We start from the raw sequence: 26,735 nt of genomic DNA on the forward strand, positions 1-26,735 counted from the left end.
GCTGAAATCAGAGCGCGTTGACCGGCACTTTCAGCATCGGATTGCCGTCGCGGTCGCGCGGCACCTCGCCCGCGCGCATGTTGACCTGCAGCGACGGCAGGATCAGTCGCGGCATGTCCAGCGTCGCATCGCGCTCGGTGCGGAACTTGACGAACTGTTCCTTGGTCTTGCCGCCACCCACATGGATGTTATGGGCCTTCTCCTCGGCCACCGTGGTTTCCCACTGGATGTCCCGGCCATTCGGGCCGTAATCGTGACACATGAAGAGGCCCATGGCGTCAGGCAGCGCCAGCACCTTTTGAATGCTGTCATAAAGCGTGGCCGCATCGCCGCCGGGAAAATCCGCCCGCGCCGATCCGCCATCGGGCATGAAGAGCGTATCGCCGACAAAAGCCGTGTTGCCCATGACATGGGTCATGCAGGCCGGGGTATGGCCCGGCGTGTGCATGGCAAAGCACTGCATGCCGCCCACAGTGTAGCTGTCGCCATCCTTGAACAGCCGGTCGAACTGACTGCCATCGCGCTGAAACTCGGCGCCCTCGTTGAACACCTTGCCGAAGACATCCTGCACGATCAGGATATTCTCGCCAATCCCGATCTTGCCGCCGAGACGCTCCTGTATGTAGGGGGCCGCACTCAGGTGATCGGCATGCACATGCGTCTCGATGATCCATTCGAGGCTCAGACCGCCTTTTTCCACCGCCGCGATCATCGCGTCGGCATGCCCATAGGTGATACGGCCCGCTGCATAGTCGATATCCATCACCGAATCGACGATGGCGCAGGCATCTGAACCGGGATCCTTGACGACATAGCTGATCGTGTTCGTGGCGTCGTCAAAGAACGCCTCGACCTCGGGTTTGACCTCCATGTTCACGGGGTAATCGGCCATGATGCTTTCTCCTTTGCTCCGGGATGCAAGTCACGTTTGCACGACGAATAAAGCGTAGGGCCGGGATGTTCGGTGATAAGATCACAAACATTCCATCATTAGAATATAAGACCCACGGCGACGTTCCCTGAAGTGTCGGGGCCACCTTTCCGCCTTCCCATCCCTGCCTTAAGGATTATCTGGCGTCACGAAGGAGATCGCATGTTGCTTGAGGTTCAGAATATCACCAAGAGCTATCCCGGCACCGAGACGGCGGTGCTGCGGGGGGTCTCACTGACCCTCGACGCGGGTGGCATGCTCGCTCTCACCGGCGAGTCCGGATCGGGCAAGAGCACGCTTTTGCACCTGATCGGCGGGCTCGACACCGCCGATGGCGGGCGGGTGTGCATTGACGGCACCGATCTCACCCCGCTTGACGATGCGGGCCGCGCGGCATTGCGGCGCGGCACCCTGGGCGTGATCTTTCAGCAGTTCAACCTGATTCCGTCGCTGAGCGTGGCGGGCAACATCGCCTTTCAGGCGCGGCTGGCGGGGCGGCATGACCCGGCCCGCGATGCGGATCTGGCGGCGCGCCTCGGGCTGGACGATCACCTGTACAAATACCCCGAGCAGTTGTCGGGCGGCCAACAACAGCGCGTGGCCATCGCCCGCACCCTTGCCGCCGGGCCGAAGCTGGTTCTGGCCGACGAGCCGACCGGCAATCTCGACGAGGCAAGCTCGGATGCGGTCATGACTCTCTTGCAGGAACTGGTCGAGGAAACCGGCGCAGGTCTCATCCTCGTCACCCATTCCGAACGCCTCGCCGCGCGCCTGCCTCGGCGGTTGCACCTGCGCGCCGGGCGGCTGACGTGAACCGCGTCATCCTCTCGGTGCTGCTGTCGCATTGGCGGCGTAACCCGTTGCAACTGATCACATTGCTGGCCGGTCTGGCGCTCGCCACCGCGCTTTGGTCCGGCGTGCAGGCGATCAATGCCGAGGCGCGCGCCAGCTATGACGCGGCGGCGGCCACGTTGGGCGACGGGCAATATGCGCAGATCACCGCACGCGACGGCGGCGCGATCCCGCAAGACACGTATGTCGCGCTGCGCCGCGCCGGATGGGCCGTCTCGCCGGTGATCGAGGGCCGCATCGACGGCGTGCGCCTCATCGGGCTGGAGCCGCTGACGGCCCCCGGCGGGCTGGGGGCGGTGCGGGCTGGGAGCGGGGCCGATCTGGGCGCGTTCCTGTCGGGTGCTGGGCAGGTCTTTGCCCGCGCCGACACGCTCGCCCGCCTGCCTGATCAGGGCGCGGAGCCGGTGACCGCCCCCGATGTGGCCCCCAACACTGCGTTGACCGATATCGGCGTGGCGCAGCGTCTGCTGGAGCGGCCCGGGCAGATCGACCGGCTGATCGTCCTGCCCGCTCAGCCGCTCACGCAGCCCCCGCTGGAGCAGGTCGCCCCCGACCTCATCCGCAGCGCCCCCCAAGAGGGTGGCGACGTGGCGCGGCTCACCGACAGCTTTCACCTCAACCTCACCGCCTTCGGGCTTTTGTCCTTTGCGGTGGGCCTCTTCATCGTGCAGGGCGCGATCGGTCTGGCCTTCGAGCAGCGCCGCCCGATGGTGCGCACCCTGCGTGCGCTCGGCGTGCCGCTGCGGCGGCTGATTGTCCTGATGGCGGTGGAACTGGCGCTGCTTGCGCTGATCGCGGGGGGCATTGGCGTGGCGCTCGGCTATGTGATCGCGGCGGTCCTCCTCCCGGATGTGGCGGCCACCCTGCGCGGGCTTTACGGCGCGAATCTCTCGGGCCAGCTCAATCTGCGCCCGGTCTGGTGGCTCTCGGGTCTGGGCATTGCGCTGGGCGGCACGGCCCTGGCGGCGAGCGGTGCGCTCTGGTCGCTGGCACGCATGCCGCTTCTGAGCGGGGCGCAGCCAAGGGCGCTGATGATGGCGCGCTCGGGGGGCGGTCAGGCGGCGGTCGCCGCACTCCTCCTTCTGGTCGCCGCCGGGCTCGCGCTCTGGGGTGAGGGGCTGCTCGCGGGTTTTGCGATGCTGGGCACGCTGCTGATCGGCGGGGCACTGGCGCTGCCACCCCTGCTGGGGCTGGTGCTGAGATGGGCAGAGAGACCCGCGCGCAGCGCGACGGCGGAATGGTTCTGGGCCGACACACGCCAACAGGTGCCAGGGCTGTCGCTGGCGTTGATGGCGTTGTTGCTGGCGATGGCGGCGAATGTCGGCGTCTCCACCATGGTCTCGTCCTTCCGCCTGACCTTCACCGGCTTTCTCGATCAGCGCCTCGCGTCGGAACTTTACGTTCGCGCCGAGGATGCCGCACAGGCCGAGGTGATCCGCGAGGTGGCGCGCGATCACGCCGACGCATTCCTGCCGCTCTTGTCGACCGACCGGCAGGTCGCCGGACTGCCAGCCGAGATCTACGGCGCCCGCGATCACGCCACCTATCGCGACAACTGGCAGTTCCTGCATGCCGCGCCTGACCCGTGGGAGCGGCTGGCGCGCGGCGAAGGCGTGCTGATCAACGAACAGATGTTCCGCCGCGCCGGGCTGGCGCTTGGCGAGGAAGTCAGCATCGCATCGGGCACACGCCTGCCAGTGCTGGGAATCTATGGCGACTACGGCAATTCCATTGGGCAGGTGATCGTGACCGAGCGGCTCTTTCGCGATCTCTACCCCGAGGTGACCGCCCTGCGCTTCGGATTGCGCAGCGATCCCGGTCGGGTCCGGGCGCTGCGCCAAGCCCTGGAGAGCGCCGGTATCCCACAGGCCGCGATCACCGATCAGGCCGCGCTCAAGCGCATGTCGCTCGCGGTGTTCGAGCGCACCTTCAACGTCACCACCGCGCTCAACGTGCTGACGCTGGCGGTGGCGGGCTTTGCCATATTGATGAGCCTTCTGACCCTTGCCGCGATGCGCCTGCCACAACTGGCCCCGGTCTGGGCGCTTGGCCTCACCCGGCGCAGCCTCGCGCGGCTCGACCTGCTGCGCGCGGTGGTGCTGGCCGCGCTCACCGCCGCGCTTGCCCTGCCTCTGGGCCTGGCGCTTGCCTGGGCACTGCTGGCGGTCGTGAATGTCGAGGCGTTCGGCTGGCGGCTGCCGATGTATCTCTTTCCGCTCGATTACCTGCGCCTGACCGGGCTCAGCCTGCTGGCGGCGGCACTGGCCGCAAGCTGGCCCGCCTGGCGGCTGTCGCGCACACCGCCCGCGCAATTGCTGGGAGTGTTCCGCAATGAACGTTAAGACGCTTTTTCTGCTGCTTTTGCTGCCCGCGCAGGCCATGGCGCAGGGCTTTGCCGGGCTCGGCACCACTGCCGCCGGCTTTGCCACGCCGCAGCCGGGCCGCGCGCTGGAGTTTCCCGCCGATCACGGCCCGCACCCCGCCTATCGCATCGAATGGTGGTATCTGACCGCCAACATGACCGGCCCCGACGGCACGGCCTACGGGCTGCAGTGGACGCTCTTCCGCTCCGCCCTCGCCCCAAGGGATGGCGAGGGATGGGACACGCCGCAGCTCTGGATGGGCCATGCGGCCGTGACCACGCCCGAGGCGCATCACGTGGCCGAGCGGCTGGCGCGCGGCGGCATCGGGCAGGCGGGGGTGGAGCCCGCGCCGTTTCAGGCGTGGATCGACGATTGGGCCATGCAGGGCCCTGATTTCGACACCCTCACTCTCACCGCGTCGGGCGCGGATTTCGCCTATGATGTCGATCTCGCAGCTACCGGCCCGCTGGTTCTGCACGGGCAAGAGGGATATTCGGTCAAATCGGCGGCGGGTCAGGCCAGCTACTACTATTCGCAGCCCTTCTACGATCTCACCGGCACGCTGACCCTGCCCGAAGGCGATGTGACGGTCACCGGGCAGGCGTGGCTTGACCGGGAATGGTCCTCGCAACCCTTGGCCGAGGATCAGAAGGGCTGGGACTGGTTCTCGCTCTCTTTCGACAGCGATGACAAGCTGATGGGCTTCGTGCTGCGCGGGGCCAGCGATTTCACCGCCGGAACATGGATCACTGCCGCAGGCGCGACGACCGCACTGCCCGACGGGGCCTTTTCCGCGACGCCGCTCTCATGGCATGAGGTGGCCGGACGAAAGGTGCCGGTCGAATGGCAAGTGCGCCTGCCCGAACAGGGCCTGGACGCGACGGTGACAGCGATCAATCCCGATGCCTGGATGACCACCTCGGTGCCCTATTGGGAAGGGCCAGTGACCATCAGCGGCAGCCACACCGGCACCGGCTATCTGGAAATGACTGGCTACGATGACTGATCCGGTCACGCCGCGCGATCTGCGGCGTGACCGGTTGGCCCTTAGCCGCCCGGCGTGAGCTTGTGGATCGAGCCTTCTTCCATGGCAGTATAGAGACTGCCATCGGGCCCAAGCACCAGCGCGCGGAAGCGGCCCGATTGCATCGGCAGGGTCATTTCGGTGACATCGACCACCGATATCTCCTCGTCGAGTTCGATCACGTCGATACGTTGGCCGATCGGCGTGCCACCAAAGCCGATGCCCATCAGGCTGACCGCCAGGGCGCCGTCCCAGTCGCCCCATTGCTCACCCTCCAGGAAGGCCGCCGCCGAGGTGCCCTGCGACCAGCCATTGTTGGTCCAGATCGGCGGCATCGCGTCGGGATAGGTCTCGAAATCGGTCATCGGCATGAATGAGGCGCGCTCGTAGCGGTTCATCCCCTCCGACTGGTTGGGCATGTAACCGCAATAGCCGTCCGGGCAGTCGCCGCGCCCGGCCATGTTGTCGCGCGGATCCCAGCCGCCATTGCCGCCATTCTGCAACACGGTGACCTCGTCCGAATGCCAGGGGCCATGTTCGGCGACGATCGGTGTCCCGGTGCCGGGGTGAAAGGCGATGCCCTGCACGTTGCGATGGCCATAGGTGTAGGTCCGCGTGTCAAAACCTTCGGGCGGCGTGTTGTCGGGATGGGCGTTGCCGTCAGTGTCAAGCCGCAGCACCTTGGAGCCCATCATCGTCGGACTTTGCGGGATCTCCGGATTGTGGTTGTCGCCCGTGGTCAGCCACAGCGCTCCGTCGGGGCCAAAGCGCACGCGCCCGCCATTATGCGCGCCGGGGCCTCCGAACGGGTGATCGCTGGCCTCCACCTTGTAGGGCACGTCATCGACAATGTCGGTGCGCTCCGACACCTCGGTGAAATCCTCGTTCACCACGAGGCGCATCAGCCGATTGGTGCGCGGATCGGATTTCTCGGAGGTCGAATAGACATAGATCCTGCGGTTCTCGGAGAAATCCGGGTCGATCGCGACGCCCATCATGCCCGCTTGCCCTTCGCAGACGAGATCCTCGGCGGTTGCGGCATAATCCTCGCTGCCCGACATTCCCAGAAGCGCGTTGACGGTGCCGTCGGGCATCCGCACCGAGAGCCCGTCGCATTTCTCGGTGAAGAGCATCGTGCCGTCATCGAGAAAGGCCATGTCCCACGGGCTGTCGAGCCCGTCGAGCACGACCTCATGTTGCAGGCTCGTGGTGTTCATGCCGGATTGCGCAAGCGCAGGGCTTGCTCCGATCACGGTGGCGATGGCCCCTGCGACCAGGCTGGCCAAGGCGCGGTCGGTTGTTTCAATCGTCATGATCTCCTCCCTTCAGCGACCGGTTTCCACGGTCGCACTTGCTGGTGTGAGAGTCGCATGATAACCCGTAATGCGTGTATCGCAACACCGGCGAGATCACGAAATGCAACGCGGCCTCGCCCACGCGTCACCCATGAAAGGTTGTCCAGGGGCCGCTAGCGCGCGCTCAGCGCCTCGAACAGACGCGCGACCGCCTCGGCCCCGGGATCGACATGACCGCGCAATTGCTCGGTGTTGATATAGGCGGCGCGCCCGGCGCGGGCCCGTTCCATTGCCGCAGTCCGGTCCGCGCCCGCGCGGGCCGCCTCTGCCGCCGCCGCCAATCCCTGCGGAAGTGCTGCGAGCGCGGGTTGAAGCGCGTCGATCATGGTTCGGTCGCCGGGCCGCGCGCCGCCGATCTCCTGCATCCGGGTGAGGCCCGCCTCCAGCGCCTCGCCCATGCTCTGCCCGCTCGAGGCGGCATCGCCCGCTGCGGCAAAGAAGATCGCAAGCAGCACCCCGGAAGAGCCGCCCATGGTCTCGCTCAACTCCTGCCCGATGGCGCGATAAAGCTGTGTGTGATCGGCCAGCGGCAGCCGGTCCATCGCCGCAATCAGCGCGCGCGCCGCCGTCGCCAGCGTGGAGCCGGTATCGCCGTCGCCGGTCTTGGCGTCGAGCGCGTTGAGATCGGTCTCGGCGTCGATCAGGATCTCGCAGCAATGGGTCAGAAAATCCCGTGTCGGCCCGTGATCCGAGGCCAGAGGCCGGATCGGACGCAACCCGTCGGGCAGTTCGACCGTGCTCACCTGGGCGATCTCGGCCACCCCCGGCCAGGCGGCCAGAGGTGTCGCCCGGGTGAGCGCGGCCAGATCTGCCGCGTTCGCCGGGTAAAGCGACACCGAAAAGCCCCGCATGTCGAGCGAGGTCATCATCGCCGCCGGTCCCACCACATGCGACAGGCGTTCCCCGAGCGGTGATTGTACCAGTTCATGCGCCAGCACGGCCATCTCCAGCACCGAAGCCCCGCCCAGATTGTTGAGCAGCGCCACATGCCGCGCATCCGGCGCGGTAAACCCCGCCAGCTTTTCGGCGACCATATGCATGGCCGAACGGGCATCGGTGTAATCCACCTGTTCAACCCCGGCCTCGCCATGGATGCCGAGGCCAAGCTCGGCCTTGCCCGGTGCGATCCGCTCTTCCCTCGGCGCGCCCGGCACGGTGCAGGTATCAAGCGACATGCCGATGGAGCGGGTGCCCGCCACTACTCGCGCCGCCGCCGTCGCCACCTCGTGGAGCGGTGCGCCGTCCTCGGCCAGGGCACCGGCGATCTTGTGGACAAAGAGCGTGCCCGCCACGCCGCGCGCCTGCGGCAGATCGGGCAGCGCGATATCGTCATCGACGATCACGATTTCGACCTTGAGGCCGAAGGCGCGTGCGCGTTCCGCCGCCAGTCCATAGTTCAGCCGGTCGCCGGTATAGTTCTTGACGATCAGGAGGCACCCCGCCTCGCCGGTCACCGCCAGAATGCCCGCCAGCACCGCATCGACCGAAGGGCTGGCGAAGACATCGCCGCAGACCGCCGCCGTCAGCATCCCCTCGCCGACAAAGCCCGCATGTGCCGGCTCGTGCCCCGAGCCGCCGCCCGACACCAGCGCCACGCGCGACCGGTCCCATCCCGCGCGCATCACCACGCGGATATGCGGATAGCCGTCGAGCCGCACCAGCCGCCCGCCCGAGGTGGCGATCAGCCCGTCGATGGCCTCCTGCACGATATCTTCCTTGCGGTTGATGAATTGGGTCATGGTCTCTCTCCTCAGGCCCGGATGCGCGCCCCGTCGGCGGCAAAGAAAAACGGATTGTGCGGTGTGATGGCGACCACGTCGCCCCTGCGCAGGGCGGTATGCGGGTCGGTCACGGTGACGATGTCGTGGTCGCGAAAACTCAGATGCAACCGGGTCTGATCGCCCAGCCGTTCCACCCGCGTGACAAGTGCGTCCAGCCCCTCTCCCTGCCGGATCTGCTCGGGCCGCAGCCCGATGGAGCGCGCGCCCGGCGGTGCGGTGCCGAAGAGATCGGCGGGCAGGATGTTGATCCGGGGCAGGCCCAGGCGGCTGGCGGTATAGATGCTGACCGGGTCCTCGTAGATCTCGCGCGGGGTGCCGGTCTGCACCAGCCTGCCTTCGTCGAGCACACCCACATGCGTGGCCATGGTCATCGCCTCGATCTGGTCATGGGTGACATAGAGGATCGTCGCACCCGAATCCGCCTGGATGGATTTCAGCTCGATCCGCAGGTCGGCGCGCAGCTTGGCGTCGAGCGAGCTGAGCGGCTCATCCATCAGATAGGCCACCGGGTCGCGCACCAGCGCGCGCCCGATCGAGACGCGCTGCATCTCGCCGCCCGAAAGCTCGGTCGCCTTGTTGTCGAGCTTGTGCGCGATCTGAAGCGTCTCGGCCACGCGCGCGACCTTTTGCGTCATCGCGTCGCGCGGCGTGCGCAAGAGCGGCGATTTAAGCGGAAACTCCAGGTTCTCGCGCACGGTCAGATGCGGGTAGAGCGAATATTGCTGGAACACCATGGCCACGTTGCGCTGCGCGGGCGTCAGCCCGGTCACTGCCTGCCCGCCAATCCGCACCTCGCCCGCATCGGGCCGGGTGAGGCCCGAGACCGCGCGCAGCGTCGTGGTCTTGCCTGCCCCGGTCGGCCCGAGCAGCACCATGAAGCCGCCGTCGGGCACATGCAGGTCGAGCGCGTCGAGCGCGGTGGTGGTGCCGTAGCGGACGGTGACGCCGCGCAGGTCGATCTCAGCCATCGCCCAGCACCCCCTCGTTTCCGGCCGAGCGCAGCGCCCGCCCGGTGGCGGTGTCAAAGACAGACAGCGTGCGCGCATCGAGATCGAGCCCGGCGGTCTCGTGCGGTGTCACCATCCGGTCCGAGGCAATGCGCGCCTTCACCTCGCCGAATTCCGTGCGCAGCGTGACGATCTGCGTGGTGCCGAGATATTCGGTCGCCAGCACCTCGCCGCGCAGGGCACCCTTGTCGCTCAGCCGCACATGCTCGGGTCGCACGCCGAGCGCGAAATCGCCCGCCATCCCCTCGCGCAGCGTCGGCATGGAAAGCTGTGCGTCGCCCAAGGTCACGTGATCGGCACCCACCCCGAGCATGCCATGCCCGCGCAGCATGTTCATCGGCGGCGCGCCGATGAAATCGGCCACGAACATGGTGGCGGGCCAGTCATAGATATCCTGCGGCACGCCGAACTGTTCGACGACGCCGTGATTCATCACCACGATCTTGTCGCCCATCTGCATCGCCTCGAGCTGATCATGGGTGACATAGACCGTGGTCGCCCCCATCCGGTCGTGCAGCGCACGCAGTTCTTCGGCCATGCGCTCACGAAACTCGGCATCGAGCGCACCAAGCGGCTCGTCCATGAAGAACGCCTTTGGCTCACGCACGATCGCCCGGCCAAGCGCCACCCGCTGCCGGTCGCCGCCCGACAGCCCGCCCACCGGCTTGTCGAGCATCGCCTCGATGCCGAGGATGCGCGCCACCTCGGCCACCCTTTCGCGGACCTGCGCGCGTTTCATGCCCTGGCTGACCAGCGGATAGGCGATGTTTCGGCGCACGTTCATATGCGGGTAGAGCGCGAACATCTGGAAGACGAAGGCGATATCGCGCTGGCTCGCCGGTTTCTGGCCGACCTCCTCACCGTCGATATAGACCCTTCCCGAGGTGGGCAGCTCGAGCCCCGCCATCATCCGCAGCGTCGTGGTCTTGCCACAGCCCGACGGCCCCAGCAGCATGAAGAACTCGCCATCCTCGACGGTGAAGGTTGAGGATTGCACGGCGGTGAAAGCCCCGAAATCCTTGCGCAGATGGTCGATCCTGATCTGGGCCATGGTCACTCCGGGAAATGGCTGACGACGAGGAACATCACCGTACCCGCGAGGATCACGATGAACGACCACGTGTAGAGCCAGAGAAAGAACGGCTGCATCAGCATCACCACCCCCACCGCGATGAGGATCGAGGCCAGCATCTCCCACGGGCCGCGGCGCAGGCGCAGAAAGGCTTTGAGGATATTGTTCATTTGCGCACCGCCCCGAAGGTGATCCCGCGCAGCAGATGCTTGCGCAGGAGGATGGTGAACACCATGACCGGCACCAGAAAGATCGTGGCGCCTGCGGCCACGGCGGGCCAGTCCTTGCCGCCAACGCCGATGATGGTCGGGATGAAGGGCGGTGCCGTCTGCGCGGTGCCCGAGGTGAGCAGCACCGCGAAGGCGTATTCGTTCCAGGCAAAGATCAGGCAGAAGATCGCGGTCGAGGCAATGCCCGTGGCCGCCTGCGGCAGCACCACCTTGGTAAAGGCCTGAAACCGGGTATAGCCGTCGATCAGCGCTGCCTCTTCGTATTCGACCGGGATCTCGTCGATGAAGCCCTTGAGCAGCCAGACCGACAGCGACAGGTTCACCGCCGTATAAAGCAGGATCATGCCAAGATGCGTGTCGTTGAGGCCCAGTTGCCGAAACATCAGGAAAATCGGGATCGCCACGGCGATGGGCGGCATCATTCTTGTGCTCAGGATGAAGAACATCAGGTCATCCCGCAGCGGCACCCGAAAGCGCGAGAACGCATAGGCTGCGGCAGTGCCCAGCACCATGCACAGGAAAGTGGAGCCGAAGCCGATGATCACCGAGTTGAGAAACCGCTCGCCATAGCGCGACGGCCCGGCGATGCTCTGCCCCTGTTCGCGCACGATGCGCTCGTACCATGTCTCGGCGGGGGGTAGCGTGGCCTGTTCCTCCTCACTGATCCGGGTGCGCGTGGTGAAGAGGTTGACATAGCCCTCCAGCGACGGCTCGAAAATGACCTTGGGCGGATAGGCGATGGAATCCTCGGGCGACTTGAATCCGGTGGCGATGATCCACAGAAGCGGCAGCAGCGTGATCAGCGCATAGAGCACCACCGTGACACCGGCGATCCAGCGTGACAGCGGCGAGGGGTCGGTGACCGAATAGCTCATCTTTCCTTCACCTTGTTCAGCGCCTTGACGTAGATCGACGCGAGCCCGAAGACGGTGACGAAGAGGATCACCGCATAGGCCGAGGCATAGCCGGTGCGCCAGCGCTCGAACGCCTCGCGCTTGAGGTCGATGGAAGTGAGCGTCGTGGTGTTGCCCGGCCCGCCGCCGGTCAGTTGCACCACCAGGTCGAACATCTTGAAATTCTCGATGCCGCGAAACAGCACCGCCAGCATCAGGAACGGCAGCACCATCGGCACGGTTATGGTCCAGAACTGGCGCCACTTGCTGGCCCGGTCGCATTCGGCGGCCTCGTAGATCGAGGGCGGGATCGAACGCAGACCGGCAAGACAGATCAGCATCACGAACGGCGTCCACATCCAGGTATCGGCAATGACGATCGCCCAGGGGGCCAGATGCACATCGCCGATCATCGAGAAACTCGCCGGGTCAACGCCGGTGAAAAACGCCACCACATGATTGAAGAGCCCGATTTGCGGCTGATAGAGAAAGGTCCAGAAATTGCCGACCACCGCAGGGCTGAGCATCATCGGCAGCACGATCACCGTGGTCCAGAAATTGCTGCTCCGGAACTTGCTGTTGATCAGCCAGGCCAGCGCAAAGCCGATCAGCACCTGCAATACAATCGTCCAGATCAGGAAATGCGCGGTCGCCTGCATGGTCTGCCAGACATCCGCATCGGTCAGGATACGCTCGTAATTGCGCAACCCGATCCAGTCGATCTCTCGGTTTGGGCGATTGACCCGGTAATTGGTAAAGCTGAGCCGGATCGTCCAGATCAGCGGAAAGATATTGACTGCCAGCAGCAGAAAGATCGTGGGTGCCACGAAGATCCACGCAATCGCCCGGTCCGACAGCCCGCGCACGCGGGCCGCGACGGGCTCCGGCGTGGCGCGGGCGGCCCCGATAATCGGTGACTTGGCCATGGGCTGAGCATCCTCCTGCGCCGGGCTCGGGTTGCGGCGCGGCGATCCTGTGACAGCGGGTCGGGTGGTGGTCCCGGGCGCGGTCCTACGCCCGGGGAGATGGGCCTAGAGCTTGCCTTCATCCTCGAAGATCACGGTCCAGTCCTCGACCAGCGCATCGAGCGCCTCCTGCGCCGTGCCGCTGCCTGCGATCACGTAGTTGTGGACATGATCCTGCATCGCCAGCAGCAGATCGGCATAGGCCGGTTCCGCCCAGAAATCCTTGACGATGGCCATCGAGTCGAGGAACGTCTGCGCATAGGGCTGGCTGCTGGCGAAGCCGGGGTCCTCGACCACCGCGTTCAGCGCAGAATAGCCGCCCGATTCCCACCATTTCTGCTGCACCTCGGGCTGCGCGAACCACTTGATATATTCAAGCGCCGCATCCTGCTTTTCCGAATAGGCGACGACCGAGATCCCCTGCCCGCCAAGCTGCGCAAAATGCCCGCCGGGACCTGCCGGATTGGGGAAATAGCCCGACTTGCCGCCGCCCACATTGGCATCGGCCTCGACACCCGGCCAGATAAAGGCGAAATTCATCTGAAGCGCGACCTGCCCGGATTTGTAGGCGTCGATATTCTCGCCCATGTACCAGTTGGACGAGCCCGGCGGCGTGCAGCAATCGTAAAGCGTCTTGTAGAATTCGAGACCTTCCACCGCGCCTGCCGAGTTGACATAGCCGTCAAGCTCATAGGGGTTGTCGGGATTGTCGTATTCGAACCCGTAATTATAGAGCGCATTGGTCACGCCCATGGTGATCCCCTCCGAGCCGCGCTCGGTATAGATCGCGGCACCGTAGACGGTGGTGCCATCGATCTCGCGGCCCTGAAAGAACTCGGCGATGTCCTTCAACTCCTCAAGCGTCTTGGGCACATCGAGCGCGCGGCCGTGTTTCTCCTGAAACTCCGCCTGCAAGTCAGGCCGCTCGAACCAGTCCTTGCGATAGGTCCAGCCGACCACGTCGCCAAAGGCCGGCAAGGCCCAGTAATTCGGCGTACCCTTGGGCCATTCCGAATAGCCGGTGACGGTGGCGGGGATGAAATCCGCCATATCGATGCCTTCCTGCGCGAAGAAATCGTTGAGCTTGATGTAATGCCCGCTTTCCGCCGCGCCGCCGATCCACTGGCTGTCGCCGATCATCAGGTCGCAGAGCTGCCCGCCTGAATTCAGCTCGTTCAGCATCCGGTCGGCGAAATTGGGCCAGGGCACGAATTCGAAACTCAAGTCATGACCGCTCTGCGCCTCGAAGTCCTTGCTCAGCTCAACGAGCGCGTTGGCCGGGTCCCAGGCCGCCCAGCACAGCGTCAGATCCTCGGCCTGCGCCGCCGGTGCGGTGCCGAGGGTGAGCGCCGCCGCTGCGGTCAATGCGAGTGTGCTTTTCATTCCGAAACTCCTCCCAAGAGTGATGTCGCAGCCTCCTCGCAGCGACTCGGTAGTGAAATCTTCTTAGGTGACGCACGTGCGTCAGAGCAAGAAAAAAAAAGCTGAGGCACGTGCCTCAAATACCTTGCATGACGCTGGAATATTGCCGAAATTGGGTGAGTTCGAGTGAGGAAATCAAACCACATGCGCCCCACGACCAAGGATCTGGCCCGCGAGGCGGGGGTGAGCCGCGCCACCGTGGACCGCGTGCTCAATGGCCGCCCCGGCGTGCAGGAAAAGACCGTCCGAGCGGTCGAGGAGGCCATTGTCCGGCTCGGCTTTGAGCGCAACCTCTCGGCGGCCAACCTCGCCAAGCGGCGGGTCTACCGCTTCGAGTTCCTGTTGCCGCGTGAGGGTGGCGAGTTTCTCGCAGAACTCGAGACGCAGATCCGCGACCATGGCCGACAGATGCGCGCCGACAGCGTCGAGATCCGCGCCCGCCGCGTGCTCGAGCGCGACCCGCATCAGGTGGTGGCGACGCTCGCCGCGCTCTCGCCTGACGAGGTGGAAGGCGTGGCGATCATGGCCTCTGAAAGCCCGCAGGTCCGCGACGCCACCCTGCGCCTGAACGAGCGGGGCATCCACGTGGTGCAGTTCATCTCGGGGCAGCACGGCGTGCGGCCCTTCGATTTCGTGGGCATCGACAACCATGCCGCCGGGGCCACGGCGGCGCGGCTGCTTGGCGGGTTCTGTCAACACCCGCAGGGTCATGTCCTCGCGATCACCGAATCGATGAATTCGCTCGACAGCGCCGAGCGGCGGCTCGGCTTCGATCATGTGCTGAACATGCGGTTCACGGGGCTTGCCGCCCTGCCCACGCTGGAGACTCATGGCGATCCGGCGCGTGCACAGACCATCGTCACCGCCGCCTTTCGCAATTTTCCCGATATTGTCGGGGTCTATGTCATGAGTTCCGAGGCCGCCGCGCCGCTTGATGCGATCCTGCGCCACGACCGGCACGAGCAGTTGACGATCATCGCCCATGAGCGCACCGAGAGCACCCTAGACCTGCTGGAGCGTGACCGGCTGGATGCGCTGATCGTGCAGAACCCGGGCCATGTGGTGCGCAGTGCGGTGCGCCTGCTCAAGAGCCGTTGCGACGGCCGCCAGCCGCTCGCCACCCAGGACGATATCCGGATCGAGATCCTGCTGAAGGAGAATATCGGCGGCACGCGGGTCCGGCAGCCGCTCAGCGGCCGTCACTCGCCTGAGCCCTGAGCAGCCGCGCGTATACACCGTCGCATGCCACAAGATCGGCATGGCGGCCCTGTTCCACCAGCCGCCCGGCCTCGAGCACATGGATGCAATCGGCATCTGCGATGGAGGCGAGGCGATGCGCCACCACGATGGTCGTGCGCCCCTTGGTCAGCCGCCGCAGCGCCGACCTGATCCGCGCCTCGGTGCCTTGATCGAGCGCGCTCGTCGCCTCGTCCAGAAGCAGGATCGGCGCATCGGTCAGAAACGCGCGCGCAATCGCGATCCGCTGTTTCTGCCCGGCCGAGAGTTGCGCGCCCCGAGGCCCGACCGGCGCGTCGCCGCGACTGTGGATCAACTCGGCGATCTCAGCATTCTCGGCGGCCTGCCGGATCTCAGCCTCGCTGGCCTGCGGCCTGACATAGCGGATGTTCTCCCAGATCGAATTGTCGAAGATCACGATATCCTGCGCCACCACCGCAAAGGACGAACGCAAGGCGCGAATATGCAGGTGCCGGATCGGGGTGCCGCCGATGGAGATCTGCCCGCTCTGCACATCGTAGAGCCGCGACAGCAGCGAGAGCACGGTCGTCTTGCCCGCGCCGGTGGGCCCTACGATGGCCGAGACCTTGCCACCTTCAAAGCGCATCGACAGCCCGTCGAAAAGCGGCTGATCGGCACCGTAGGCGAACCTGACCTCGTCGAACACGATGTCGCCGCCGGTGTCGAACGCGCTTACCGCGTCCGGGGCATCGGTGATCGCGGGCCGCGTGTCCATCAGCGCGCGCAGCCGGTCGAGCACCACCATATGGGCCTGAAAATGCGCGAGATACTGCGCCAGCAGACGCGCCGGATCGAAGACCAGCACCAGCCCCAGAAGAAAGGTGATGATGCCCGCGCCGTCCATGTCGAAGGACGGGCTGAGCACCATGTAGCCACCGCCGCCGATCACCAGCACATAGACCACCGCCGAGGACAGGTCGATCGACGGCATCACCAGCGCCTGCGCGCGTTGCAGGCTCAGCGACAGATCGCGCAGCGTGGCGGTGTCCTTTTCAAGCCGCGCCGCCTCGACCTCTTCCTGCCCGGCGATCTTGACCGTGCGCATCGCGCTCACGGTTTCCTCGACGGCGCTCATATAGCCCCCGAGCGCGCGGTCGGTTTCGCCTTGCAGGGTTCTCACCCGCGCCGAGACGTGGTTCATCACCCAGACGATGACCGGCAGCACCAGAACGGCGGCGCCGAACAGAAGGGCGTTCATCCAGATCAGATAGGCCGAGACGATCACCACCGTCACCGCGTCGCGCAGCGCGTTCACGCTGGACAGCCCGATGAAATGGCCAAGCGTCTGCGTCTGCGTCACGATCCGGTGCAGAATGTCGCCGCTGCCGGTGCGGTCAAAATAGGCCAGGTCGAGCCGCAGCACATGGCCGATCAGATCGCCCCGCATCTCGTGAATCGCGCCATTCGACACCGTCGCCGCGATCCGCGGCACCAGCCAGGCCATCGCCCCGCGCAGCACGAAAAGGCCGAGGACCGCCAGGCAGATCACCGCCAGTTCGCGCAGCGTGCCGCGCTCGAAGATCACCCGCAACCCGGTCTCGGTGATCGACAGGAATTGCTGATAGACCAACCCCTGCACAAGGATCATGCCCAGGACCAGGATCAGCCAGGGCGCGCGCCGCCGCAGGTAGCGCCGCCAGAACCAGCGCAGGTTGGAGCGGTCCCTTGACGAGACGGTCGGCGCTTTGGCGGTTTGGTCGGGCTTGGACATGCGGGCGGGGCCGTGGTTGGAAAGGCGCGACCCCCGTCATAGAGGCAATCGCTGCCCGCGTCATCACGGATAGCTGCGCGGCAGGTCCAGCAATTCGTCCAGTTGCCGGGCGATCCAGCCGCGCGGGATGAAATGGCCTCGCCCGTGCACATCGAGCGCGATGCGCCCCTCGGCGCAGGCCCACGTGGTGCGGATGAACGTGTCATGCTTGGTGACGCTCCACGCCCCCGCGTCGCGACCCGGCCCGGTACAGCTCATGCGTTCACGCCACAGCCGGACCGGCCCTGTCACCTCGCCGCTTGGGCCAAAGGGGAAATCCATCACATTGTCCGAGGTGCCATGCACGTGGCGCACCTCTCGCGGGGCCTCCGGGCAGGTCTCAGACTGTCGCAGCGTGCCCGACACTGCCAGCAGCGCGGTCACGCGATTGCCGCTCTCGCAGGCATAGCGCCAGGCCATGGCCGAGCCGTAGGAATAGCCCGAGACGTAGATCCGGCTGCGGTCGATCGGATAGCGTCTGGCCGCGTCCTCGATCACCGCACTGGCGAACGCCACGTCATCGGTCTCATTGGTCCAGAAATTCCAGGTCTTGCCCTGCCCGTTGGGCGCGAGCAGCAGAACCCCGCGCCGCCGTGTCGCCCCCGAGATGCGGCCATGTTTGACGATCAGCGTGCCCTGCCGCATCCAGCCGTGGAAATGCAGCAGCACCGGCAGGGGTGATGTGCCGTCCCACTCATCGGGTTCCTTGACATGGTAGGAGCGCGCGCCAAGCGGGCAGGGCACCTCGGCGTGACAGGCGGCGTGCTCAGGCTCGGAGGCGAGGGCGGTGACAGGCCAAAGAAGACACAGCAAGAACGGGATCAGGCGCATGGGCACTCCGGGGTCTCGGGCATTCGAGGCCAACCTAGCCGGGCCGCCTGAAATGTCATGTCACAAGCCTGTCAGGCGCGCGGCATCGGCACCGCATGCAGCATCGGCCCGGTCAGGAGCGCGATCGCCTCACGACGCATCAGCCCGGCAAAGGCGGCGTCATCGCTCCACAGCCCGCCAGTATAGGTGCCGTAGGCGGGCAGGATCACCCGGTCGCTGTCAATCAGGAAGGCCGGACGGCTGAGACTGCGGCCGCGCAGGGCCAGCCGCGCCTTGGGGTGGTAATGGCCTGACACCTCGCCCGATTGCCGGGCCCGGGCGATGTGGCGAAAGACCAGCGGCGGATTGGGCAATTCGGCCATATGCGCGCCGCCCAGATCCACCGGGCCGGGATCGTGATTGCCCTCGATCCAGACCCAGCGACGCCCGGCCTGCAGCTTGGCGATCCACAGCTTTTCGGCCTCGGGCAGGGCATGGGCGGCGGCGCTGTCGTCGAAACTGTCGCCCAGGCAGATCACCGTGGCCGCCCCGGTGCGGCGCAGGTCCTCTTCCAGCCGGGTGAGGGTATCGCGCGTCTCGTAGGGGGGCAGGGGCGGCTCACCCAGACGGGCGCGGCGCAGCGTCTTGCCCAGATGCAAATCCGACACGCAGAGCAGGTTGCGCGCCTCCCAGTAGAGCGCGCCCGAAGGCAGGGCCGTGAGCGCGGCCCCGGCAAGGGTGAAGGCGTAACCGTCCATCCCGTATTGGTGGCGCGGCGCGCGCGGAATGGCAAGGCCGGTCAACCTGCCTGATCGACCGAGACCAGCCCTGCCGCCTGCATCAGCCGGGCGCTTTCCTCGGCCAGGAGACGCTCTTGTGCCGCGCCCTCGACCGGGGTGCGCCCGGCTTCGAGGAAGAGCGGGGCCGCAAGCGGGCTTACGCGCTTGAGACGGCGCAGGGTGATCCGGCCATTGATGCGGTCCAGCATCTCCTCGATGCGGCCGAAATCGACCAGCCCGCGCATCGCCTCGGACTTCGTGATGTCCAGCAGCAGGTGGCCGGGGTCGTATTTCACCAGCGTGTCATAGAGGATATCCGACGACATCGTGGTTTGCCGCCCGGTCTTGCGCGCCTGCGGGCTGTTGCGCTGAATGAGACCCGCGATGGTGGCCGAGGCGCGGAAGGTGCGTTTCATCACCGCATTGCCCATCAGCCAGCTTTCAAGCCCGTCGCGCAGCGCCTCTCGGGCAAAGATCGGGGCGGCATCGGTCAGCGGCTCCAGCCCCCAGATCAGCGTCGCGTAATCGGTTGACACGAAGCCCAAGGGCGCAAGGCCTTCTTCCTCCATCCGTTTGGTGACCAGAAGGCCAAGCGTCTGCATCGCGTTGCGGCCCGCAAAGCCGTAGATGCAGACATGCTCGCGCCCCTCATGCGGAAAGCTTTCGATCAGCAGGCGGCCCGCCTGCGGCATTTCCGAGAGCGTGCGCTGCAACTCCAGCCAGTCGCGGATATGGGCGGGCAGGTCGGGCCAGTCGGGTTGATTGAGGATCGCGAGAATGCGCTCAGAGAGTTGCGTCGAGGTGGCGAACTTGGTGCCCATGAAGGTGGCGATTTTCGGCGTGCGCCCAGGATCGCGGCTGACCTCGACGACCATCTCGCGCAAGCTCTCGAAGCGCACGATCTGCCCGCCGATCAGAAAGGTATCGCCGGGGCTGAGCGTGGCGGCAAAGCCTTCCTCGATCTCACCCAATGGCTTACCGCCGCGCGCCCGGCGCATCCGCACCTTGAGCGTGTCGGTGTCCTGAATCGTGCCGATATTCATCCGGATGAGGCGCGGGCTGCGCGGATCGCGCAGCTGCCAAAGACCGTCGGGGCGCTGTTTCAGCCGCTGCCATTGGTCATAGGCCCGGAGTGCGTAGCCGCCCGTGGCGCAAAACTCGAGGCAGGCGTCGAATTCTGTGCGCGTGAGCGTGGCGTAGGCCCCGGCAGAGGCGACCTCGGCATAGAGATCATCCGCCTCAAAAGCCCCGGCGCAGGCACGGATCAGGATATGCTGGCAGAGTACGTCACGCGGCCCCGGTCCGCGCGGCTCGCCATCGAGATCGCGATCCTTGACGGCCTGCAACGCGGCGAGGCATTCCACCACCTCGAATCGGTTGGCGGGCACCAGGAGCGCCTTGGATGGCGCGTTGTAGCGGTGATTGGCCCGCCCGATCCGCTGCACGAGGCGTTTGACGTTCTTCGGTGCGCCGACCTGAATGACCAGATCGACATCGCCCCAGTCGAGCCCCAGATCGAGGCTTCCGGTGCAGACCACAGCGCGCAACTCGCCGCGCACCATCGCGCCCTCGACCCGCTCGCGCTGCACCCGGTCAAGGCTGCCGTGATGGATGCCGATGGGCAGCGCGTCCTCGTTGGCGAGCCAGAGGTTGTGAAAGAAGATCTCGGCCTGCGCGCGGGTGTTGTGGAAAATCAGCGTGGTCTTGTGGCGGCGCACCTGATCGAGCACGGCGGGGATTGCATAGGCGGCCCCGCCGCCGGACCACGGCGGCGCCTCGGCCGTTTCCAGCATGGCGATATCGGGGTCAGGGCCGGGATCGGCGTGCAGGATGTCGCAAGGGTGATCGCGATGCTCCATGAAGCGGGCGAGTGCGGGCGGGTCTTCGACCGTCGCCGAAAGGCCGACGCGTCGCATCTCGGGGCAGAGCGTCTGCAACCGCGACAGCGCCAGCATCAACTGATCGCCGCGTTTCGATTCGGCCAGGGCATGCACCTCGTCCACCACCACGCGCTTCAGCCCGGCAAAGAGGCGCGGCGCGTCCTCAAAGGAGGTCAGCAGCGCAAGGCTCTCGGGCGTGGTCAGAAGGATATGCGGCGGATCGGCGCGTTGGCGGCGTTTGGTGTGCGAGGAGGTGTCGCCGGTGCGATCCTCGATCCGGATGGCGAGGTCCATCTCTTCGACCGGACGCGTGAGATTGCGCCGTATATCCGCTGCAAGCGCCTTCAAGGGCGAGATATAGAGCGTATGCAACCCGGCGTGATCGCCCTGCGCCAGATCGGCCAGCGTCGGCAGGAACCCCGCCAGCGTCTTGCCGCCGCCGGTGGGCGCGATCAGCAGCGTCGCGGGGTCTTCGGCGCGCGCCAGCATTTCGGCCTGATGCGGGTGCAACTGCCAGCCGCGCGCGGCGAACCAGTGGTCAAGAGGGGCGGGCAGGGTGAGCATGACCGCAAATCTAGACGCGATCCCGCGCAAGGCAAAGGCTCAGCCGCGCCTCACATCCACCAGCGCAGCCGGTCGTGCCGCGCCAGCCAGCCGCCGAGGCTGAAATGATCGCGCCGGATCAGCAGCACCAGCGCGATGAACGCGCCCAGCACCGCCAGGTCGATCACCTGATTTCGATTGACCGGAAAGCCCCGGTCATTCACCGCGAAGGGATCGAAGAATCCCTCCCACCGGCGGGTGACGGTAAAGAAATGCATCATCAGCAGGCTGCCGTAGCTGAAGTACCGAAACAGCCCGATCGCCACCAGCACGCAGAGCACAATCTGCAGGCCGCCCATCGCGTAGACCTGTGTCAGGCTCACATCCACGCCATCGAAATGCCGCGCGAGGTTCTGGTATTGCGTTGGCGTGATCACCTTGTGTGCGGCCCACAGAAAGATGAACCACGCCAGTCCCAGCCGCAGCACCAGCAGGGCCAGCCCGTCCAGCTTGTCCTGCGGCGACAGGATGATCTTGTCGTTTAACGTCATCTCGTAAGACCCCCGTTCCGGATGCCTTCTGGCTAGCGGCATAATTTCCCGCGATCAAATCACGGCTTGGCGAGACATGTGTCAGCCGCCATGCGCCTCAAGGCTGTCCTTCGGGGCTTCGGCGCGGTCGTGCTTGCCGTAGTCGCGGATCACGCTGACGACGCGCAGGCGGTAGTCGTCGAACATCACCTCGCGCCCGGCGCGCTGCGCCTGCCGATGCGCGTGCAGGGTGCGCCACCGCTCGACCGCCGCCTCGTCCTCCCAGAAACTCAGCGACAGGAGCTTGCCGGGGTTGGTCAGGCTCTGGAACCGCTCGACGCTGATGAACCCCTCGACCCCTTCGACCAGCGAGCGCATCTTCGCCGCCATTTCCAGATAGGGCTCTTTCTGCCCCTCCGCCGGTTCCACCTCGAATATGATTGCGATCATCTCTGCTTTCCTTTTCCCGGTCCCGCACAGGCTGCGCAGAACCTGACCTTTTGTAGGAAGCGCGGCCAGGCATTTACAACCTGTCAATTCGCGTTCAGACCAGATTGCGCGAGTCATAAGTCCAGTCTACTCTTGCGCCATGGCGATTCCGGTTGAGACATTCTTTCTCGCCCCCGAGGCAGAGGGCACCTTGCAGGCGCAGATCCAGCAGATGATCGCGCAGGGTATTCTCTCGGGCCGTTTCCGCAAGGGCGAAAAGCTGCCCTCGTCGCGCAAACTCGCCGCGCATCTGGGCGTCAGCCGGATCACCGTGACCCTCGCGCTGACCGAATTGCAGGCCAATGATTATCTCGAGGCGCGCGACCGCTCAGGTTATTATGTGTCTGAAAACGCACCCGAACCGCCTGCGTTCACCACACCCACGCCGCGCGCCGACACGATCGACTGGACGCGCGCTTTGGGGCGTCGCTTTACCGGCGGCGACACGCCTGAGAAGCCGCAGGACTGGGCGCGCTACCCCTATCCGTTCATTTACGGCCAGACCGATCCGGCGCTCTTCGATCACACCAACTGGCGGCATTGCGCCCTGCGCGCGCTCGGGCAAAAGGACTTTCAGGCGCTGACCGCCGACTACTACGATCAGGACGATCCCGAACTGATCGAATTCATCGCCCGCCATACCCTGCCGCGTCGCGGAATAATTGCGCAACCCACTGAGATCCTTGTCACAATGGGCGCGCAAAACGCGCTCTGGCTGACCGCGCAGGTGCTGCTCACACAGCGCCGCACGGCAGTGATCGAGAACCCCTGCTACCACGCGCTGCGCGACATTCTCACCCAATCGCGCTGTCATCTTCTGCCGGTAAACGTCGACCGCGACGGTCTGCCCCCCGAGGCGCTGCCGGATCAGGCCGATGTGATCTTTACCACCCCCAGCCATCAGGCCCCGACCAACGCCACCATGCCCCGCGCCCGGCGCGAGGCGCTCTTGGCCAAGGCGGCAGATATGGGTGCGCTGATCGTCGAGGATGATTACGAGTTCGAGGTCTCCTTTCTCCGCGCGCCCCTGCCAGCCCTCAAATCGCTGGATACCGAGGGGCGGGTGATTTATGTGGGCAGCTTTTCCAAGTCGATCTTTCCCGGCCTGCGCCTTGGCTATCTTGTTGGCTCCAAAGCGTTTATCCGCGAATGTCGGGCCCTGCGCGCCTCGGTGCTGCGGCACCCGCCGGGCCATATCCAGCGCACGGCGGCCTATTTCCTGTCACTGGGGCATTACGACAGCCTCGTGCGGAGGATGGGCCAGGTCTTTGGCCGCCGCCGCAAGGTGATGGAGGAGGCGCTTTCCGAACACGGTCTCGACGTCGCCGGGCGCGGGGTCTTTGGCGGCTCGTCCATATGGATGGAGGCCCCCGCCTATATCGATATGGGCCAGCTTGACGCGCGGCTGCGCAAGCGTGGCGTTCTGGTGGAACCGGGTGCCCCATTCTTTCACGCCGACCGCCGCCCGCGCAATTTCTACCGCCTCGCCTATTCCTCTATCCCCTCAGAGCGTATCCCCCCCGGCATCGCGCTACTGGCACGCGAATTGGCGGATTTTTCCGGGTAAACCACGGAGCTAACCGGGAGAGGCACTCTTGTTTTTATATCAGAGTCTTGGCGGCCAATTTTGCAGATTCACCTCACGCTCCGACACGGTAAAATATTATGTTATTGATACTATCGTTCTCATTAATTTGCGTTCTTGGCGCTATCTGACATAATCATCTGGCCCTAGAACTGCCCCGCCCGCGCGGCTAGGGTTCGTGCATATAGTCACGCCCGGCGCCGGATTGCGCCCGACCCGAAGGATGAAACCCATGAAAATGACCACCGAAGAAGCCTTTGTAAAAACTCTGCAAATGCATGGAATTCAACACGCATTCGGGATCATCGGCTCGGCGATGATGCCGATCTCGGATATTTTCCCCAAGGCGGGAATCACCTTTTGGGACTGCGCGCATGAGGGCTCCGCGGGCATGATGGCCGACGGCTACACCCGCGTGACCGGTAAGATGTCGATGATGATCGCGCAGAACGGCCCCGGCATCACCAATTTCGTGACTGCCGTTAAAACCGCCTACTGGAACCACACGCCGCTGCTGCTCGTAACCCCGCAAGCCGCCAACAAGACCATCGGTCAGGGCGGTTTTCAGGAGGTCGAGCAGATGAAGCTGTTCGAGGATATGGTCGCCTATCAGGAAGAGGTGCGCGACCCCACCCGCATCGCCGAAACGCTCAACCGCGTGATCCTTCAGGCCAAGCGCGCCTCAGCCCCCGCGCAGATCAACATCCCCCGCGATTTCTGGACGCAGGTGATTGATGTCGATCTGCCCGCCATCGTCGAATTCGAGCGCCCCTCGGGTGGCGAGACGGCGATTGCCGAGGCGGCCAAGTTGCTGAGCAACGCCAGATTCCCCGTCATCCTAAACGGCGCGGGCGTCGTTCTGGCGGGTGGCATCGACGCCTCTCGCCAACTGGCCGAGCGGCTCGATGCGCCGGTCTGCGTGGGCTATCAGCACAATGACGCTTTCCCCGGTTCGCACCCGCTTTTCGCCGGTCCCCTTGGCTATAACGGCTCCAAGGCGGGCATGGAACTCATTGCCAAGGCCGATGTCGTGCTCTGCCTCGGCACGCGGCTCAACCCGTTCTCGACCCTGCCGGGCTATGGCATCGACTACTGGCCCAAGGAGGCCAAGATCATTCAGGTCGATATCAACCCCGACCGTATCGGGCTGACCAAAAAGGTCACCGTGGGCATCGTGGGCGACGCGAAAAAGGTCGCGACCTCAATCCTCGGCACCCTCGCCGACAGCGCCGGCGACGCCGGCCGCGAGGAACGCAAGGCCCTGATCGCACAGACGAAATCCACCTGGGCGCAGCAGCTTTCCTCGATGGATCACGAAGAGGACGACCCCGGCACCAACTGGAATGAACGCGCCCGCGCCGACAAGCCCGACTGGATGAGCCCGCGCATGGCGTGGCGTGCCATTCAGGCCGCATTGCCGAAAGAGGCGATCATTTCCTCCGACATCGGCAACAACTGTGCCATCGGCAACGCCTATCCCAGTTTTGAGGAGGGGCGCAAATACCTTGCGCCGGGCCTCTTCGGCCCCTGTGGCTATGGCCTGCCGTCGATCATCGGCGCCAAGATCGGCCAGCCGGACGTGCCCGTCGTGGGCTTTGCGGGCGATGGCGCCTTTGGTATCGCCGTCAATGAGTTGACCGCCATTGGCCGCGAGGAGTGGCCGCCGGTCACGCAGATCGTCTTCCGCAACTACCAGTGGGGCGCGGAAAAGCGCAACTCGACGCTGTGGTTTGACGACAATTTCGTCGGCACGGAACTCGATACCAAAGTGTCCTATGCCGGGATCGCGCAGGCCTGTGGTCTCAAGGGCGTGCAGGTCAAGACCATGGATGCGCTCACCGATGCGCTAAATCAGGCGATCAAGGATCAGATGGAGAACAACACCACGACGCTGATCGAGGTGCTGCTCAATCAGGAACTCGGCGATCCGTTCCGCCGTGACGCGATGAAAAAACCCGTCGCCGTTGCAGGGATAGACGCGGCTGATATGCGCGAGCAGCGGGTCTGAGACTATGAGTGATCCGGCGGATAGCGATCTCATACTGGTCCTGAACGCCGGATCCTCCTCGATCAAACTCGCAGTTTTCGACGGCGATCTGACCGAGAAACTGACCGGAATCGCCGAGGGGATTGGCGGCGCGGGACAGTTGAAACTGGGCACCGTAAAGAAGACCGCTCAGGATTTCCCCGACCATGAAAGCGCCCTGCAGGCGGTGCTCTCGGGGTTGGAGGCGAACGGCCTGCCCTTCAGCCGCTTTCGCGCCGCCGCGCACCGGGTGGTGCATGGCGGCACGGACCTGACCGAACCTGCGCGCGTTACGCCTGAGGTGATCGTGGCGATTGATCGTTGTTCGGCGCTCGCGCCGCTGCACAACCCGCATAACCTTGCCGCCATAAAGACGCTGGCGCGCCTTGCCCCCGATCTGCCGCAAACCGCTACATTCGACACCGCCTTTCATGCGACAAACCCCGAGGTGGCTGCGCGCTATGCCGTGCCCGCCGGGATCGAGGCGCGCGGCATCCGGCGCTACGGATTTCACGGCACCTCCTACGCCTCGCTCGTGCGGCACATGCCGAGCCTCACCGGCACGGCCCTGCCCAAGCGGCTGCTCGCCTTTCACTTGGGCAACGGGGCCTCGATCTGTGCCATCCGCGACGGGCAATCACTGGCCACCACGATGGGCTATTCGCCGCTTGGCGGGCTGACCATGGGCACCCGTACCGGCGAGATCGACGGTAACGCCGTGCTGCGCCTCGCCGAGGAAGACGGGATCGCGGCCACCCATCACCTCATGAACAAAGAAAGCGGGCTGCGCGGCCTCTCGGGCGGGCTGTCGGACATGCGCGCGTTGTTGGAGGCGGACACGGCAGAGGCGCGCTTTGCCATAGATCACTTCTGCTACTGGGCCATCCGCCATGCCGGATCGCTGATCGCGGCGATGGAGGGGGTCGATGCCGTGGCCTTCACCGGCGGTATCGGAGAGAACGCGGCCCCCATCCGCGCCCGCATCTTTCAGGGCCTCGCGTGGCTTGGCGCGCAGCTGAATGAGGCGGCGAACACGCGCGGCGACACACGCCTGCACGCCGACACCTCCGCCATCACCGGCTGGATCGTGCCCGCGCAGGAGGAACGCATGATCGCCGCCGATGCGCTTCATCTCTTGAATGTATCACCGCCATGAAAACCGGAACGATGAACCGCTGTCTTCGGGATTTC

Annotated in this window: 22 protein-coding genes; 7 read left to right on the forward strand and 15 right to left on the reverse strand. The window is 65.2% G+C overall.

What is annotated here, in order from left to right; genetic code table 11:
- Positions 1-7 precede the first annotated feature (7 nt).
- Positions 8-892: an MBL fold metallo-hydrolase gene (locus tag ACSSV4_RS02260; RefSeq protein ID WP_454273142.1), complete on the reverse strand. Its 885-nt coding sequence runs from the start codon at positions 890-892 to the stop codon at positions 8-10.
- Between the two features lie 201 nt (positions 893-1,093).
- Between ACSSV4_RS02260 and ACSSV4_RS02265 the strand changes: the two genes are divergently transcribed.
- From ACSSV4_RS02265 to ACSSV4_RS02275, 3 genes are read left to right on the forward strand one after another with little or no spacing between them, the layout of a single operon-like run.
- Positions 1,094-1,744 (forward strand): ABC transporter ATP-binding protein, encoded by a 651-nt coding sequence (locus ACSSV4_RS02265; RefSeq protein ID WP_454273143.1) that lies wholly within the window; start codon positions 1,094-1,096, stop codon positions 1,742-1,744.
- Positions 1,741-4,125 carry an FtsX-like permease family protein gene (locus tag ACSSV4_RS02270; RefSeq protein ID WP_454273144.1) on the forward strand — a complete coding sequence of 795 codons (2,385 nt, stop codon included), beginning with the start codon at positions 1,741-1,743 and terminating at the stop codon, positions 4,123-4,125. Before ACSSV4_RS02265 ends, ACSSV4_RS02270 begins: the two co-directional genes overlap by 4 nt.
- The gene (locus ACSSV4_RS02275) at positions 4,115-5,152 is read left to right on the forward strand and encodes a lipocalin-like domain-containing protein (RefSeq protein ID WP_454273145.1); all 1,038 of its coding nucleotides are present in this window, start codon (positions 4,115-4,117) and stop codon (positions 5,150-5,152) included. The genes ACSSV4_RS02270 and ACSSV4_RS02275 overlap by 11 nt, the downstream gene beginning before the upstream one ends.
- Before the next feature lie 41 nt (positions 5,153-5,193).
- Here ACSSV4_RS02275 and ACSSV4_RS02280 read toward each other — a convergent pair whose 3' ends face one another.
- The 8 genes from ACSSV4_RS02280 to ACSSV4_RS02315 form a co-directional block, all read right to left on the reverse strand.
- On the reverse strand, positions 5,194-6,483 hold the full coding sequence (locus ACSSV4_RS02280; RefSeq protein ID WP_454273146.1) for a PQQ-dependent sugar dehydrogenase: 1,290 nt from the start codon (positions 6,481-6,483) through the stop codon (positions 5,194-5,196).
- 155 nt (positions 6,484-6,638) lie between these two features.
- Entirely contained in the window at positions 6,639-8,264 is a 1,626-nt protein-coding gene (locus tag ACSSV4_RS02285) for a dihydroxyacetone kinase subunit DhaK (RefSeq protein WP_454273147.1), read from the reverse strand.
- A gap of 11 nt (positions 8,265-8,275) precedes the next feature.
- Positions 8,276-9,274 (reverse strand): ABC transporter ATP-binding protein, encoded by a 999-nt coding sequence (locus ACSSV4_RS02290; RefSeq protein ID WP_454273148.1) that lies wholly within the window; start codon positions 9,272-9,274, stop codon positions 8,276-8,278.
- Positions 9,267-10,364, reverse strand: coding sequence for an ABC transporter ATP-binding protein (locus ACSSV4_RS02295; RefSeq protein WP_454273149.1), 1,098 nt, complete (start codon positions 10,362-10,364; stop codon positions 9,267-9,269). The genes ACSSV4_RS02290 and ACSSV4_RS02295 overlap by 8 nt, the downstream gene beginning before the upstream one ends.
- 2 nt (positions 10,365-10,366) lie before the next feature.
- Positions 10,367-10,555, reverse strand: coding sequence for a hypothetical protein (locus ACSSV4_RS02300; protein WP_454273150.1), 189 nt, complete (start codon positions 10,553-10,555; stop codon positions 10,367-10,369).
- On the reverse strand, positions 10,552-11,490 hold the full coding sequence (locus ACSSV4_RS02305) for a carbohydrate ABC transporter permease (protein WP_454273151.1): 939 nt from the start codon (positions 11,488-11,490) through the stop codon (positions 10,552-10,554). The genes ACSSV4_RS02300 and ACSSV4_RS02305 overlap by 4 nt, the downstream gene beginning before the upstream one ends.
- A complete protein-coding gene (locus ACSSV4_RS02310; RefSeq protein ID WP_454273152.1) occupies positions 11,487-12,434 on the reverse strand; it encodes a carbohydrate ABC transporter permease in 948 nt (315 codons plus the stop codon). The genes ACSSV4_RS02305 and ACSSV4_RS02310 overlap by 4 nt, the downstream gene beginning before the upstream one ends.
- Before the next feature lie 105 nt (positions 12,435-12,539).
- Positions 12,540-13,856, reverse strand: a complete 1,317-nt coding sequence (locus ACSSV4_RS02315) for an ABC transporter substrate-binding protein (RefSeq protein ID WP_454273153.1) — start codon at positions 13,854-13,856, stop codon at positions 12,540-12,542.
- Between the two features lie 183 nt (positions 13,857-14,039).
- Between ACSSV4_RS02315 and ACSSV4_RS02320 the strand changes: the two genes are divergently transcribed.
- The gene (locus ACSSV4_RS02320) at positions 14,040-15,113 is read left to right on the forward strand and encodes a LacI family DNA-binding transcriptional regulator (protein ID WP_454273154.1); all 1,074 of its coding nucleotides are present in this window, start codon (positions 14,040-14,042) and stop codon (positions 15,111-15,113) included.
- Here the strand turns inward: ACSSV4_RS02320 and ACSSV4_RS02325 are convergent.
- The 6 genes from ACSSV4_RS02325 to ACSSV4_RS02350 all read right to left on the reverse strand — a co-directional run bounded on the left by ACSSV4_RS02325 (position 15,085) and on the right by ACSSV4_RS02350 (position 21,894).
- On the reverse strand, positions 15,085-16,863 hold the full coding sequence (locus ACSSV4_RS02325) for an ABC transporter ATP-binding protein (RefSeq protein WP_454273155.1): 1,779 nt from the start codon (positions 16,861-16,863) through the stop codon (positions 15,085-15,087). The genes ACSSV4_RS02320 and ACSSV4_RS02325 overlap by 29 nt on opposite strands.
- Before the next feature lie 63 nt (positions 16,864-16,926).
- Positions 16,927-17,733 carry an alpha/beta hydrolase family esterase gene (locus ACSSV4_RS02330; protein ID WP_454273156.1) on the reverse strand — a complete coding sequence of 269 codons (807 nt, stop codon included), beginning with the start codon at positions 17,731-17,733 and terminating at the stop codon, positions 16,927-16,929.
- 71 nt (positions 17,734-17,804) lie between these two features.
- On the reverse strand, positions 17,805-18,470 hold the full coding sequence (pdeM, locus tag ACSSV4_RS02335) for a ligase-associated DNA damage response endonuclease PdeM (RefSeq protein WP_454273157.1): 666 nt from the start codon (positions 18,468-18,470) through the stop codon (positions 17,805-17,807).
- Positions 18,471-18,511: 41 nt separating this feature from the next.
- Complete coding sequence (locus ACSSV4_RS02340) at positions 18,512-20,935, reverse strand: ligase-associated DNA damage response DEXH box helicase (RefSeq protein ID WP_454273158.1); 2,424 nt, start codon at positions 20,933-20,935, stop codon at positions 18,512-18,514.
- Positions 20,936-20,985: 50 nt separating this feature from the next.
- On the reverse strand, positions 20,986-21,465 hold the full coding sequence (locus tag ACSSV4_RS02345) for a hypothetical protein (protein WP_454273159.1): 480 nt from the start codon (positions 21,463-21,465) through the stop codon (positions 20,986-20,988).
- 81 nt (positions 21,466-21,546) lie between these two features.
- The gene (locus ACSSV4_RS02350; protein ID WP_454273160.1) at positions 21,547-21,894 is read right to left on the reverse strand and encodes an antibiotic biosynthesis monooxygenase family protein; all 348 of its coding nucleotides are present in this window, start codon (positions 21,892-21,894) and stop codon (positions 21,547-21,549) included.
- A 139-nt stretch (positions 21,895-22,033) separates the two neighbouring features.
- Here ACSSV4_RS02350 and pdxR point away from each other — a divergent pair, with 139 nt between their 5' ends.
- From pdxR to ACSSV4_RS02365, 3 genes are all read left to right on the forward strand, one after another.
- Positions 22,034-23,500, forward strand: a complete 1,467-nt coding sequence (pdxR, locus tag ACSSV4_RS02355) for a MocR-like pyridoxine biosynthesis transcription factor PdxR (RefSeq protein ID WP_454273161.1) — start codon at positions 22,034-22,036, stop codon at positions 23,498-23,500.
- Positions 23,501-23,750: 250 nt separating this feature from the next.
- Positions 23,751-25,526, forward strand: a complete 1,776-nt coding sequence (xsc, locus tag ACSSV4_RS02360) for a sulfoacetaldehyde acetyltransferase (RefSeq protein WP_454273162.1) — start codon at positions 23,751-23,753, stop codon at positions 25,524-25,526.
- A 4-nt stretch (positions 25,527-25,530) separates the two neighbouring features.
- Positions 25,531-26,700: an acetate/propionate family kinase gene (locus ACSSV4_RS02365; protein ID WP_454273163.1), complete on the forward strand. Its 1,170-nt coding sequence runs from the start codon at positions 25,531-25,533 to the stop codon at positions 26,698-26,700.
- The last annotated feature ends 35 nt before the right edge of the window (positions 26,701-26,735 follow it).

This window comes from Roseovarius sp. MBR-154, assembly GCF_053628595.1.